The 13,777-nt window shown below is 62.3% G+C and carries 14 protein-coding genes; 11 read left to right on the top strand and 3 right to left on the bottom strand.

Annotated elements, in window-relative coordinates; genetic code table 11:
- Positions 1–26 precede the first annotated feature (26 nt).
- From OPC11_RS05350 to OPC11_RS05330, 5 genes are all read left to right on the top strand, one after another.
- Positions 27–482: a 30S ribosomal protein S19e gene (locus tag OPC11_RS05350; protein WP_007976723.1), complete on the top strand. Its 456-nt coding sequence runs from the start codon at positions 27–29 to the stop codon at positions 480–482.
- 143 nt (positions 483–625) lie between these two features.
- Positions 626–967: a DNA-binding protein gene (locus OPC11_RS05345; protein WP_007976725.1), complete on the top strand. Its 342-nt coding sequence runs from the start codon at positions 626–628 to the stop codon at positions 965–967.
- A 1-nt stretch (position 968) separates the two neighbouring features.
- Complete coding sequence (locus OPC11_RS05340) at positions 969–1,568, top strand: alpha hydrolase (RefSeq protein WP_007976728.1); 600 nt, start codon at positions 969–971, stop codon at positions 1,566–1,568.
- 135 nt (positions 1,569–1,703) lie between these two features.
- The gene (gene truA / locus OPC11_RS05335; RefSeq protein WP_264781232.1) at positions 1,704–2,495 is read left to right on the top strand and encodes a tRNA pseudouridine(38-40) synthase TruA; all 792 of its coding nucleotides are present in this window, start codon (positions 1,704–1,706) and stop codon (positions 2,493–2,495) included.
- A 31-nt stretch (positions 2,496–2,526) separates the two neighbouring features.
- Positions 2,527–2,763: a hypothetical protein gene (locus tag OPC11_RS05330; protein WP_264781231.1), complete on the top strand. Its 237-nt coding sequence runs from the start codon at positions 2,527–2,529 to the stop codon at positions 2,761–2,763.
- Here OPC11_RS05330 and OPC11_RS05325 read toward each other — a convergent pair.
- The gene (locus OPC11_RS05325) at positions 2,760–4,091 is read right to left on the bottom strand and encodes a M28 family metallopeptidase (RefSeq protein ID WP_007976734.1); all 1,332 of its coding nucleotides are present in this window, start codon (positions 4,089–4,091) and stop codon (positions 2,760–2,762) included. The genes OPC11_RS05330 and OPC11_RS05325 overlap by 4 nt on opposite strands.
- A gap of 504 nt (positions 4,092–4,595) precedes the next feature.
- Here OPC11_RS05325 and pepF point away from each other — a divergent pair.
- From pepF to OPC11_RS05300, 5 genes are all read left to right on the top strand, one after another.
- Entirely contained in the window at positions 4,596–6,386 is a 1,791-nt protein-coding gene (pepF, locus tag OPC11_RS05320) for an oligoendopeptidase F (RefSeq protein WP_264781230.1), read from the top strand.
- Between the two features lie 151 nt (positions 6,387–6,537).
- Positions 6,538–7,761, top strand: a complete 1,224-nt coding sequence (locus OPC11_RS05315; protein WP_007976744.1) for a proteasome-activating nucleotidase — start codon at positions 6,538–6,540, stop codon at positions 7,759–7,761.
- A 367-nt stretch (positions 7,762–8,128) separates the two neighbouring features.
- Complete coding sequence (locus OPC11_RS05310) at positions 8,129–9,421, top strand: glucose-6-phosphate isomerase (RefSeq protein ID WP_264781229.1); 1,293 nt, start codon at positions 8,129–8,131, stop codon at positions 9,419–9,421.
- Positions 9,422–9,526: 105 nt separating this feature from the next.
- Entirely contained in the window at positions 9,527–10,198 is a 672-nt protein-coding gene (locus OPC11_RS05305; protein ID WP_264781228.1) for a BGTF surface domain-containing protein, read from the top strand.
- A gap of 42 nt (positions 10,199–10,240) precedes the next feature.
- Positions 10,241–11,005 carry a type II CAAX endopeptidase family protein gene (locus OPC11_RS05300; RefSeq protein WP_007976753.1) on the top strand — a complete coding sequence of 255 codons (765 nt, stop codon included), beginning with the start codon at positions 10,241–10,243 and terminating at the stop codon, positions 11,003–11,005.
- Between the two features lie 27 nt (positions 11,006–11,032).
- Here the strand turns inward: OPC11_RS05300 and OPC11_RS05295 are convergent, their stop codons facing one another.
- The gene (locus OPC11_RS05295) at positions 11,033–11,491 is read right to left on the bottom strand and encodes an NOB1 family endonuclease (protein ID WP_007976755.1); all 459 of its coding nucleotides are present in this window, start codon (positions 11,489–11,491) and stop codon (positions 11,033–11,035) included.
- A complete protein-coding gene (locus tag OPC11_RS05290) occupies positions 11,492–11,737 on the bottom strand; it encodes a PRC-barrel domain-containing protein (protein WP_007976757.1) in 246 nt (81 codons plus the stop codon).
- A 161-nt stretch (positions 11,738–11,898) separates the two neighbouring features.
- Here OPC11_RS05290 and infB point away from each other — a divergent pair, with 161 nt between their 5' ends.
- Entirely contained in the window at positions 11,899–13,704 is a 1,806-nt protein-coding gene (gene infB / locus OPC11_RS05285; RefSeq protein ID WP_007976759.1) for a translation initiation factor IF-2, read from the top strand.
- Positions 13,705–13,777 lie beyond the last annotated feature (73 nt).

Genomic DNA, 13,777 nt, shown 5'->3' with positions numbered 1-13,777 from the left:
AACGCCGCCGCACGGAAATCAGTCGTATGACGACGCTCTACGACGTTCCGGCGGATGCGCTTATCGAGGCGCTCGCCGACGAACTTGAGGATCGATTCGACCGACCGGACTGGGCCGAATTCACCAAAACCGGTTCCCAGCGCGAACTTCCCCCCGAACAGGAGAACTTCTGGCACATCCGTGCGGGGAGCCTCCTCCGAAAGGTCGCCATGAACGGCCCGATCGGCGTCGAGCGCCTCTCGACCGAATACGGCGGCAGCAAGGGCGGTTCGAACCGCTACGCCGTCGCACCGAACCACCGCTCGGACGGCAGCAAGAAGGTCATCCGCACCATCCTCCAGCAGCTCGAAGAGGAAGACCTCATCCAGTCCAACGAGCACCGCGGCCGCGAAATTACGGCGGACGGTCGAAGCCTCCTCGACGACACGGCTGGCGAAGTCCTCTCGGACCTCGACCGACCGGAACTCGAACGCTACGCATAAACTGAGTACCGTCTTTTTCGGTTGCCGTTTCTCCCCGGCCAACCACTCGTTTTCCGACGAGTCGTGCGTCCGCTCTCGGTCCTCCGCGGGACGGACGCCTCCGTAATTGTTTTTGGTCGTGCGCGGTAAACAACCGATAAGGCATGAGTGGAAGTCCCGACGATGACCGACTCGAAGAGCTTCGAAAACAGAAGATGGAGGAGCTACAGGACCAAAAACAGCAGGAGGAGGCCCAACAACAGGCCCAACAGCAGGCCGACGCACAGAAACAGGCGCTTCTCCGCCAGTACCTCACCGACGGTGCGCGAAAGCGACTGAACTCGGTTCGGATGAGCAAACCGCAGTTCGCGGATCAAGTCGAACAGCAGATACTCGCCATCGCACAGAGCGGCCGTATCAACGGCAAAATCGACGACCAGAAGATGAAGGAGTTGCTCCGAGAGCTGAAGCCCGACAAGAAGAGCTTCAACATCAAGCGCCGCTGAGATGGACCTCGGACTCCTCTACAGCGGCGGCAAGGATTCGACGCTCGCCGCCCTTTTGCTCGCCGACTTCTACGACGTCACCCTCGTCACCGCCCACTTCGGCATCACTGACGACTGGAAAAACGCCCGTGACACCGCCGAAGCGACCGGATTCGACTTCGAAGCGGTCGAACTCGACCACGACGCCGCGGTGACGGCGGTCGAACGGATGGTCGAGGACGGCTACCCGCGGAACGGCATCCAACACGTTCACCTCCACGCGCTGGAAACCGTCGCCGCGATGGGCTTCGACGCGATAGCGGACGGTACCCGCCGCGACGACCGGGTTCCGACCGTCTCGCGCGCGCAAGCCCAAAGTCTCGAAGACCGACACGACATCGACTACATCGTTCCACTCTCCGGCTTCGGTCGCGGGGCGGTCGACCGCCTCGTCGCGGCGACGCTCGACGTCGAATCCGGGCCGAGCGACGAGATTCGAAAGGCCGACTACGAGGCCGAACTCCGGACGCTCCTGGCACGCGAACACGGCGCGGAAACCATCGACGAGGTGTTCCCTGCCCACGAACAGACGTACGTTACGGGATTTACCGAGCGGCGTTAACTCGGGTTTCTGACTATATTTTGTCGATACGCCGCTCGAACGTCGGTCCTGTGTTTCGGTACGCGTTCTCAACGAGTTCGTGAACGCGCGGTAACATCCGACGAACTATACCCTCGGATTGTGTATAGATTGGCGATGCGTGCCTTTCGAGTCGCCTATGACGGCCGCCCGTTCTACGGATTTCAGCGCCAGCCGGACGTCCCGACGGTCGAGGATTCGCTGTTCGAGTCGCTTCGCGCCCTCGGCGTCGCGGACAGGGTGCCGGACGGCTACGCCGCCGCCGGACGGACGGATTCGGGGGTGTCCGCCCTCGCACAGACGGTCGCGTTCGAGTGTCCCGAGTGGCTCACGCCGTCGGCGTTCAACAGCGAACTTCCGGCCGAGATTCGCGTCTGGGCCAGCGCCGACGTCGTTCCCGCGTTCCACGCAACTCACGACGCCTACTATCGGGAGTACGTCTATCACTGCTATGCACCTCGTGCGAACCTCGGATTGGCGAAGGAGGCGTCCGACCGCCTCTCGGGGGAACACGACTTTCACAACCTGACGTCGGACACCGAGGGGACGGTCCGGGACCTCGGCATCGACGTGGTACAGGATGGCGAGTACCTCGTCTTCACGTTCCGGGCGGGCGGTTTCGCCAGAAACCTCGTTCGACGGGTCGTCTCCTTGATTCACTCGATTGCGACCGGCGACGCCGAGATGGCGAAAATCGACACCGTTCTCGCACCGGAACCGCTCGACGGGAGAGCGGGCGTCCCGTGTGCGTCGGCACACCCCCTCTATCTAGCCGACGTGGGGTACGACTGCGAGTTCTCGGTCGACGGCGCGGCGGTAAAAAGCGTCCGCGACGTGTTCGGCGACCTCCGCGTCGAGCGGCGGACGCGGAGTCGTGTAACGCGTGATATTTGTCGCGGCGTGGAATAATTTTATACTTCCTTTCGTCTTTTCTATCTCCATGGTTAACGATGAGCTGCTGTGGGAGGTAACGACGGATATCGTGCTCGGGATGGTGGCCGTCCTTCTCGGACAGACACTCGGCGGCATCGCGGCGAGCGTGTTCGGATTCCTCGGTATCCTTCTCTACGCGCTGTTCGCCCTCGGTTCGCTCATCGTCGGCGTCTATCTCGTCGTCCGCGGACTCGGAAAGCTCGTCGAGGAAATCGTCCGGCGCGAAGTCAGGTTCTGCGCTTAGTTCCAGCCCTCCGGCCAGATTCCCGCCGCCCGCATCCCCTCCTCGTACTCCTGTTCTCTGAGGTTCGCAACGATGTCCTCGGGTGTCGGTCTCGGAATCTCCTCGCGTGCGGCCACCTCTTGGACCAGCAGCGCCGCCAGCATGGCGTGTTCGCGGAGGTTGCGGTCGTCCACCTTGTCCCGCGTGTCGGCGTGGGTGTGGCCCCAGCCACGGCCGCGTTCGCCGGGTGCACTGCCGTCCGGTTCGCTGTGCAGTTGCAGCGCCGGAACGCCCGCCTTCAGGAACGGCCAGTGGTCGCTGAAGGGGTGGACCCCTTCCTGGAGCAGTATCGGCTGATTCGCCTCCTCGGAGACGGTCTCGACGACCGACCGCATCGTCTCGGAGCCGTGGAGGTAGGCGCGCATGTCGCGGAACCGTCCCGCGCCATCGACGTTGACGACCGCTCGGACTCGTCCGGTATCGAGCGACTCGACCAACGCCTCGCTTCCCAGCAGGCCGGTTTCCTCACAGCCGACGCCCGCGACTCGGACGCGCGTGTCGAGGTCCAGTTTCGAGAGCAGGTGTGCCATGGCGACGACGACGGTGATGCCACACCCGTTGTCGAGCGCCCCTTCCGCGATGTCGTGTGCGTCCAAGTGGGCGACGACCACGACCTCCTCGTCCGTCTCGGGACCGAGTTCGGCGACCGCGTTGTGGCTCGTTCCCGGTTCGGTGTTCGCGTCCACGACCAGTCGCGCCGTCGCACCTTTTTCCGCGTACTCGGTCAACCACGCGCCCGACTCCTTGCTGACGCCGACTGACGGAACCGCGGCCTCGTCGCCGAAGGTGAGCGAACCGGTCGGCGGTAGCTGTCCCGGCACGTGATTGTGGAAGACGAACCCCTCCGCACCCGCGGCGGCGGCGTGGCCGAACTTCTCCATCCGATGGATGAACCGACTGCCTTTCGGCGTCGTCGTGCTGGCGACCGCTATCTTCCCGGCGACGTCCTTTTCGTCTATCTCCTCGGGCATGCCGTGACCAACGTCCACCAGTTCGCCCCGCACGTCTCCCGCGAGCGAGTACGGAAGCGCGATGGTTTCGAAGGACCGTTCGACCGGTTCGGTCAGGGCGAGTTCCGCAGACCCGCGAGTCCAGCAGTTCATGTCGAACGGTTCGATGTGTGGGTTGCGCGCCCCGGCCCGCTCGAACCCCTCGACGACCAACTCCGCCGCTCGTCGCTCGCCGGGATGACCGCCCATCCTGTTTTCGAGTTCGGTCAGTTTCGTCAGGAATTCCCACGGGTAGTCATCGGTCCACGCATCGCCAAGCGCACGTTCGACGTCGCTCATACGACGAGACGTGTTGCCACGGGTCAAAAAGGTACGCTACCGCTCACGTCTCGTCCCCGTTCGCTCCGCCCCGACCGATATTTGCGCGGGTACCCCCTCGCCGCTCCCGGGAACGAAGTCGGCCACGAGTCCTTCCTCCGAGATATCCACTATCGGACAATGGCCCGTCGGTTTGATTCCCACCCTCACACCGAGTCCAACAGTCACTGTCCCGTAGAGGAAATAATCACGTTTGAATGTTTTGTTATTGGGTTGTTTTATCTCCGTCTTCCGAACAAATATATGCTTTATAATGTTATATTGGAATAATTCACACAAACTGGCATCAAAAGTCGAAGTTCACTGTTCTGACTTCACACCACTCGACCAGCGCGACGGGTGAGGACTTCCGAAAGCGACGACGGTTCCGAACCCTGACCGAGAACGCCCTCGTTTTTCGGTTCCGTCCCGGAATCGAATTCCGAATAACAAAGCCTTACAGTCTCGGTTTTCGTACATCGGACTATGAGTTCTGTTCCCGAACGGAGCGATATTGATGCCCAATACAAGTGGGATTTGGAAAGTATCTACGCGACCGACGAGGAGTGGGAGGAGGCGTACGAGGACGTCGAAGAGCGACTGAGCGAGTTGGAGGCGTACGAGGGACAGGTGACGGACGACGGCGAGACGTTGCTCACCGTGCTTCAACTCTCCGACGAACTCGGACGCGAAGTCTCCATGGTCGCCTCCTACGCTCGGATGCGGAGCGACGAGGACACGTCCGATCAGGAGTATCAGGCGCTCGCCTCGCGTGCCCAGTCGCTCGCTTCGCGCGCCGGGAGCGCGACGAGTTTCATCGAACCCGAAATCCAGTCGTTGGACCGCGAGGAACTCGACCGGATGATAGCGGAGACGGACGGGTTGGAGACGTACGAACACGCCTTGGACGACGTGATTCGGATGAAAGAACACACCCGTTCGGCCGAAATAGAGAATTTGCTCGCGGAGTTCGGGGAGGTCACGGGCGCGCCGAACGACATCTACAGCATGCTCTCGAACGCCGACATGACGTTCCCGACGGTCGAGGACCCCGACGGGGAGTCGGTCGAAATCACCCAGAGCAACTTCGTCAACCTCCTCAAAAACCCCGACCGAGAGTTCCGCCAGACGGTCTACGAGAACTACTTCGACGAGTGGAGCGACGTCCGCAACGCGGTCGGCGCGGCGTACAAAAACAGCGTCAAAGCGGACGTGAAATACGCCCGCGCTCGGAACTACGACACCGCACGAGAGGCGGCGCTCGACGGGCCGAACGTCCCCGTCGACGTGTACGATAACCTCCTCGACACCGTTCGGGACAACCTCGACAAACTCCACCGACACGCGGAACTCAAGCGTCGGAGCCTCGGCGTGGACGAACTCCGGATGTGGGACGTGTACATGCCGATGACCGACACCGAGAGTCCCGACCTCGACTACGACCAAGCGGTCGAGTACGTCGTGGACGCGGTGGGTGCGCTCGGCGACGATTACCAGTCGCGCGTCGCGGAGGGTATCGAGTCCCGCTGGATAGACGTGTACGAAACCCAAGACAAGCGGAGCGGTGCCTACAGCGGTGGGACGTACGACACCCAGCCGTTCATCCTGATGAATTATCAGGACGACATCTCCTCGATGTACACGCTGGCCCACGAACTCGGGCACTCGCTTCACTCGCAGTTGACGAGCGAGTCCCAACCGTACACGTACAGCAGTTACGAGATATTCGTCGCCGAAGTCGCCAGTACGGTCAACGAGGCGCTGTTGACCCACCATCTCCTCGAAACGGTCGAGGACCCCGACTTCCGACGACACGTTCTGAACGAGTACCTCGAACGGTTCCGCTCGACCCTGTACCGGCAGACGCTGTTCGCCGACTTCGAGTATCGGGCCCACAAACTCGCGGAGGACAACGAGGCGCTCACCCCCGACCGGTTGGACGGTATCTACGGCGACCTGAAACGCGAGTTCTACGACCCCGCCGTCGTCGACGACCGAATCGAGCGCGAATGGATGCGGATTCCGCACTTCTACCGCGCGTACTACGTCTATCAGTACAGTACGGGCATCAGCGCCGCCGTCGCGCTGGCGGACAAGATTCTGGAGGAGGGCGAACCCGCCGCCGAACGGTACCTCGACTTCCTCAGCAACGGGTCGCGCGAGTATCCGCTCACCCTGCTCCAAGGCGCGGGCGTCGATATGAGTTCGCCGGAGCCGATTCAGCGCGCGCTCGACGTGTACGGAAAACGGCTCGACGAGATGGAAGAACTCATCTAACCGCCGCGGAATCTCGGTTTTTCATCGCTCGGCTTCTCGTCACGCGTACGTCTCTCGGCGAGGCACGCCGATTTTCCAACCGATACCAATCTTCTGTATCGCCCGCGACCCAAAGGCACTTTTAATGTGGTCCCATACGCTTGAACAAGAAATGTCACGCAGCCCATCCGTCCCGGACCGACCAACGCTCGAACTGGACCCCGAGATGTCCGACGAGGAGCGCCTGTCCGCGCTCAAGGAACATTTCACGGACATCACGAAGGTCAACCAGAAACTGCGTGAGCGCGTCGATGCCGCGGCCGAGCGACGAGACGATCTCGCAAACGAGGTCGACCAACTCCAGCGTGAAAACGAGATGCTGAAGACGACCTCCCTGTACGTCGCGACCGTCGAGGACGTGACCGAGGACGGGGTTATCATCAAGCAACACGGCAACAATCAGGAGGTGCTGACAGACGTGGCGGTGCAACTTCGGGAGGACATCGAGGCTGGTGACCGCGTCGCCGTCAACGATTCGTTCACCATTCAACGGTTGTTGGACACGGAAAAGGACGCACGAGCGCAGGCGATGGAAGTGGACGCATCGCCGACCGTCTCGTACGAGGACATCGGCGGCATCGACGAGCAGATTCGGGAGGTCCGCGAAGCCGTCGAGGAACCCCTCGTCAACCCCGAGCAGTTCGAAGCGGCGGGTATCGAGCCGCCGAGCGGCGTTCTGCTCCACGGCCCGCCGGGAACCGGGAAGACGATGCTGGCGAAAGCGGTCGCCAACCGGACCGACGCCACGTTCATCAAGATGGCCGGGTCCGAACTCGTCCAGAAGTTCATCGGTGAGGGCGCGAAACTCGTCCGCGACCTCTTCTCCCTCGCGGCGGAACGCGAACCCGCGGTCATCTTCATCGACGAAATCGACGCCGTGGCGTCCCGGCGAACCGACTCGAAGACGTCCGGTGACGCGGAGGTCCAACGCACGATGATGCAGTTGCTCTCGGAGATGGACGGCTTCGAGGACCGCGGCAACATCCGCATCATCGCGGCGACCAACCGCTTCGACATGCTCGACAGCGCCATCCTCCGCCCGGGCCGCTTCGACCGCCTCATCGAAGTCCCGAACCCGACCGTGGAGGGTCGCCACCGCATCCTCGAAATCCACACCGGCGACATGAACCTCGCCGACGACGTGGACTTCGACCGCCTCGCCGACGAGACGGAGGGCTTCAGCGGTGCGGAAATCGAGAGTCTGACGACCGAATCCGGCATGTTCGCCATCCGCGACGACCGGTCCGAGGTGACCATGGCGGACTTCGAGGGTGCGCTCGAAAAGATGGAAGCGGGTGACAAGTCGTCGGTCCCGAACCTGCGGTACGCGTACTAACACCCACCTTTTGCTGCACGAGAAATCGCGGCACCGTCGCGATTTCTCGCTGGCAAAATCTGGACCAAAACCTCGGTGCTCCCTTCGAGGCACTTCGTGCCTCTCCGGTCCGCGCCGAGTCCGTTCGCTTCACTCACGGGGAACAACGAAGAACCCGCGGTTGTGTCGTCGGCCTATTTCTGACGGTTGTGAAAATACGGGTTTCTGGCGGTCGTGTCGGTGGCTGACTCTGGCGGTTGTGAAAATTCGAGAAACGACGACGTTGGTCGACGATTCCTTCTCGACGGAAAATCGACCTGCCATCCGAGAACTATTTTCCCGCGTCGAAGGAGGTGTCTTTTTCACGTCCGACGGTGCGGAGTTTCGTATGCGAGTAGACCTCGGCAACGCCCTCGACTCCGTTGCCTCGCCCGGCGTCTCGCGCGATGCACTCTCCCGTTTGGACGAGCGCGTCGCCGACGCCCACGAGCGAATCGAAACCGGACGAGCGAACGACGAACACGGCTACGCGGCGCTGAATCTCCCGGAAACGACGGATACCGACGAAATCCGCTCCGCGGTCGAACCGTTCGCCGACGCCGAGACGGTTTTGACGGTCGGTATCGGCGGCAGCGCGCTCGGTGCGGCGACGCTGGCCAACGGTCTCGACTCCGACGTGGACGCCTACTTCCTCGATAACGTCGACCCGGAACACGTCTCGGCCCTCCTCGACCGACTCTCGCTTTCGGACACGGCCGTCAACGTCGTCTCGCGCTCGGGCACGACGGCCGAGACGTTGGCCAACTTCCTCGTCGTCCGCGACGCGATGGAGTCCGCGAACGTGGACTGGACGGACCGCACCTTCGTCACGACGGGCGAGGAAGGGAACCTCAGGAATCTCGCCGACCGACACGACCTGCCCGCGCTCGACGTTCCCGACGGCGTTCCGGGTCGCTTTTCGATGCTCTCGACGGTCGGCTTGGCGTGTGCCGCCATTCAAGGTCACGACATCGACGCCGTTCTCGACGGGGCGCACGCCGAGGCGGACCGGCTTGCGGGGTCGCTGTTCGAGTCGCCAGCCTACGCCTACGGTGCGGCCACCTACGCGCTCGACGAACGCGGTGCGGGCATCAACGCGATGATGCCCTACGCGGAATCGCTCGAAACGTTCGCGGAGTGGTTCGCGCAGTTGTGGGCCGAGAGCCTCGGGAAGGACGGACTGGGCCAGACGCCGGTGCGGGCGCTCGGTGCGACCGACCAGCACTCGCAACTCCAACTGTACCGCGCCGGACCCAGCGACAAGATGGTGACGTTCGTCCGACCGACGGAGCGCGCCGACCGGTCGATTCCGGAAACCGACCTGCCCGGCCTCGAATATCTCGGCGCCGGCAGTTTGGGTTCGCTCCTCTCGGCCGAGTTCGAGGCGACCGAAGCGAGCCTCGCGGCGTCGGGACAACCGAACGTCCGCCTCGAAATCGACCGCGTAGACGAGTACGGACTCGGCGAACTCTGTTACTGTCTGGAAGCGGCGTGCGTCCTCGCGGGGGAACTCTACAGCGTCGAGACGTTCGTCCAACCGGCGGTCGAGTGGGGTAAGCGCGCCGCTCGCGGCCTTCTCGGTGGCGGCGACTTCGAGGAAGCGGACGAAGTTGCAGAAAAATCGACCCTTACCGTGGAATAGCGGCGTTCACAAAGCATTTACCGACCCGCAAACTTTCATTCTATATCCCTTGCGTCGAACCCTGAACGGCGCATTTTCAGTATGAACAGGCGACATTTAATTCGGATGGTGATTGTGGCAATCGTCGCTCTCTCGACCGTCTCGGGCGTGACGAGCGCACGCGGCGGTACCGCTCTCGACGCGACGGGAAAAACCCCGCTTAGCCACGACCAAACGACCGCGAACAACAGTTCGGTTTCGATTTATCACGAGGATGTTCCTCTCGTTCTCAATGCTGCAGGCAATCAGTCTATCCGTGGAAACACGACGCTCGACCCCGGCACGGAGCTCGAAATGCAGATTCACGCCACGAATCGGTTCTTCATGTCCCGATTGGTGACCGTGGCGTCCAACGGCACCTTCGCCGCGACGTTCAACTTCTCCGAGTACGAACCCGGCACGAAGTTCGGCGTCATCGTCGGCCGTCCGCAAAACAACTCGACGGACGTCGACGCGCTGACCGTCGTCGATGGCGTCCTCCGAAACCGGACGAACGAGTCGGTACAGCGTTCGACGACCACGGCGACGACGACCGAAGCCGCGACGATGACCTCGACGACCGCCGCGACGGACGGATCTGACGCGGCCGCCAGCACAACTCGGACGACGAGCACCGAAACCGAGATGGCGGCCGAGGCACCGACCGAGAGTGAAGGACAACCCGGATTCGACGTCTTCGTCGCCGTCGTCGCCCTCGTGGGCCTCGTCGGACTCGGTTTCGCCCGCCGAATCGACTGACCGGTCGGAGCACATTTACCGCCGGGGATACATTTTTTCGGTATGGAAGACGGTACCGCGGCGGGGGTCGGCGAGTCGTCTCCCCCGCGCTCGTTCGAGGGGATGGTGCGTGCAGTGCTCCAAAGCGGCGCGCTCGGATTCTCCGGATTGCTCGCCATCTCCATCTGGGCGTCGATACTCGTCTCGCTGGCGGGCGGTGAGAGCGTCGGCGTGATGGTACGCTCCGCGCTCAGCATCGTTTCGCTCGGCCTCGGAACCGGCACCGTCGCGCTCGTATTCCTCCGCGTACGGGGAATCGGTCGCTCGTATCTCGATTTCAAACTTCCGACCCGGCGCGACGTCGGCTACATCGTCGTGGGGATACTCTCCATCTTCGTCCTGATGTTCATCCTCTCGTTCCTGCTGACCGAACTCGGCATTCGGACGGCCAGTCACAGCGTCGAGCAACAGGCGAAAAGCGGCAACCCGGACATCCTGTTGCTCTTCGTCCCCCTCTCGTGGCTCGTCATCGGGCCGTGCGAGGAACTGCTGTATCGAAACATCATCCAAAAGTCGCTGTACGATTCGTTCTCGGACTACGGAGCGGTCGTGGTTGCGAGCGTCGTGTTCGCGCTGGCGCACGTGCTCGCCTACGCGACGGGTTCGACGCCGCTCGAACTGGCGGGGACGCTCGTCGTCATCTTCTTCCTCTCGCTCGTCCTCGGAACGGTGTATCTAAAAACGGACAACCTCACGGCGTCGGCGCTCGTCCACGGGACGTTCGACGCCATCGTGTTCGGCGTGATGTATCTCCAGTTTGCAGGATAAATCCGGTTACTCGTGGTCTCCGCTCGGTCAGTTGGGATTCTTCCGTGAGAGCGGGCTGCCACAAATCGGGCACCGGTCTTTCTTCTCGTCGAACTCCCGACCGCATCCCGAGCACTGGAACGACCAGTCGCGCTGTTCCTCGATACCGTCCTGCGCGATGACTTCGACGGAAACGTCCAGTCGGTCGGCGACGTTCTGCATCGCGTAGTCGTCGGTGACGAGGGTCCCATCCAGTTCGAACGCGGACGCGACGAGTCGGATGTCGGTGTCCGAAAGCACGTCCAAGTCGCCCGTGTGGTCCGCCGCTCGGCGTACCTTCTCGACGGCATCGTCGCGGGGGATGTGAATGTGCATTCCCGAACCCTCCATGGCGTCGAACCGGAAGGCGTGTTCGCCTTCGAGTTCCTCCTGAACCATCGGAATCGACGCTGTCTGTTGGGTGGTGTGATACTCGTTGATGAAGGCTGAGGAGTCTAAAACGTACATTTACCGCTGAACGACGATGTAGTCTTTAACCGCTTGCACTCGGTTTACGGGTAGTTCGAAATGACCGTCCTCGTTCGTTTCGAGGTCGACGGTGTCGGTATCGAGCTGTTCGTCGGGTTCGACGACGAGGCTGGACAGCCCCCCCGTCTTCAGGTTCATGGTGATGTTGTAGAGCATTCCCAGTTCCGTACCGTCCGAACCCATGACGGCCTTTCCCGAGAGATTTTCCGCGAGTATGCTCGGCATACGAGGTGATTACCGACCGCTACTACATAAACTCCACGGGGAGTAGCCGCCCGCTTCGAATGAATTCGAGGCGAATCGGTGGACGGCCGGACGAGCGTGGCGATGGAGTTAAATGCCGTGCGGGGCTGTTCTGTGATAAGAACTTCTCCCGGGTGGTAGGTATGTCGGACACAGATACACACGAAACGGAAACTCGATCCCTCAGGACTCCCATCGTCGCAGTCCTCGGTCACGTCGACCACGGCAAGACCAGCCTGCTCGACAAGATCCGAGGCTCGACGGTCATCGAGGGCGAGGCGGGAGCGATTACACAACATATCGGCGCGACGGCCGTGCCGCTCGACGTGGTGTCGAAGGTCGCCGGGAAACTGGTCAACCCGGACGACTTCGACCTGCCGGGGCTGCTTTTCATCGACACCCCGGGTCACCATTCGTTTACGACCCTTCGGTCGCGTGGTGGCGCGCTGGCGGACATCGCCATCCTCGTGGTGGACGTCAACGACGGCTTCCAGCCACAGACGGTGGAGGCCATCAACATCCTCAAACAGTCACAGACGCCGTTCATCGTCGCCGCGAACAAGATAGACACGACGCCGGGGTGGAACCCCGAGATGGACGCCCCGGTCCAGCAGACGTACGAGGCCCAGAGCGACCGCGCGCGCTCGACGCTCGACAGCAGTCTGTACGAACTCATCGGCGAACTCAGCGACGCGGGCTTCTCGGCGGACCTCTACTGGCGCGTCCAGAACTTCCAGAACAACATCGGCGTCGTCCCCGTCAGCGCCGAGACGGGCGAGGGCGTCCCCGACGTGCTGACCGTGTTGATGGGTCTGGCCCAGCGCTACATGCGCGAGGACATGGAAATCGACGTGGCCGGGCCGGGTGCCGGAACCGTCCTCGAAGTCAAAGAGGAGAAGGGCTTCGGGACGACCCTCGACGTGGTGCTGTACGACGGCACCGTCCGTGCGGACGAAACCATCGTCGTCGGCGGGATGAACGAGCCCATCGTGACGGACGTTCGCGCCCTGCTGAAACCGCGACCGCTCGCCGAAATCCGAACCGAAGACCGGTTCGAGAAGGTCGATTCCATCGCGGCGGCGGCCGGGGTGAAAATCGCGGCACCGAATTTGGACGAGGCGATGGCGGGTGCGCCCGTCCGCGTCGTCCGTGACCGCGAAATCGAAGACGTCATCGAGGAGGTCCAAGCCGAACTCGCGGAAGTCGAGGTCAGCACGCAGGAGGAGGGCATCGTCGTGAAAGCCGACACCCTCGGAAGCCTCGAAGCCATCGTGAGCACGCTCGAAGAGGAGGAAATACCGGTCATGCGCGCGGAGGTCGGCGACGTCGCCCCGCGCGACATCCGCTTTGCGACGACCGCGGAGGAGCCGAAACACCGGACCATTCTGGCGTTCAACGTGGACGTGCTCGCCGACGCCGCGGACGAAGCGGAACAGCGCGACATCCGACTGTTCGACAGCGACGTCATCTACCAGCTCATCGAGGAGTACGAGGAGTACGTGGACGAGATGGAGCGCGCCCAACAGCAGACCGTCCTCGACAATATCACCCGTCCGGCCCGCTTCCGCATCCTCGAAGACCACGTGTTCCGACAGAACGACCCCGCCGTCGTCGGCGTCGAGATAATGTCGGGAACGGTACGGAACAACTCCTTCGTCGCCAAGTTCGAGGCGAACGAACCGAAACGCGTCGGCACCCTCAAGGGGATTCAAGAACAGGGCGACGACGTGGACGAAGCCCGCGCGGGAAGCCGCGTCAGCGTCGCCATCGACGGGCCGACGGTCGGCAGGCAGATCGACGAGGGCGACGAGTTGTGGATCGAACTCCCCGAGAAACACGCCAAGATTCTGGAACAGGAGCTTTCCGAGGACATCCCCGGCGACGAACTCGAAGCGCTCCGGATGTATCTCGACAAACAGCGCAAACGCGACCCGTTCTGGGGCAAGTAATTCCGCACAGTCACCACGAGGTGAGGGAGTTACGTTTTAGTTTTTCGCGGTAATAGTATCCGTCGGAGGTATC

The organism is Haladaptatus sp. T7 (genome assembly GCF_026008575.1).
Classification (GTDB): domain Archaea; phylum Halobacteriota; class Halobacteria; order Halobacteriales; family Haladaptataceae; genus Haladaptatus; species Haladaptatus paucihalophilus.
This window is presented reverse-complemented; position numbering and strand designations above follow the sequence as displayed.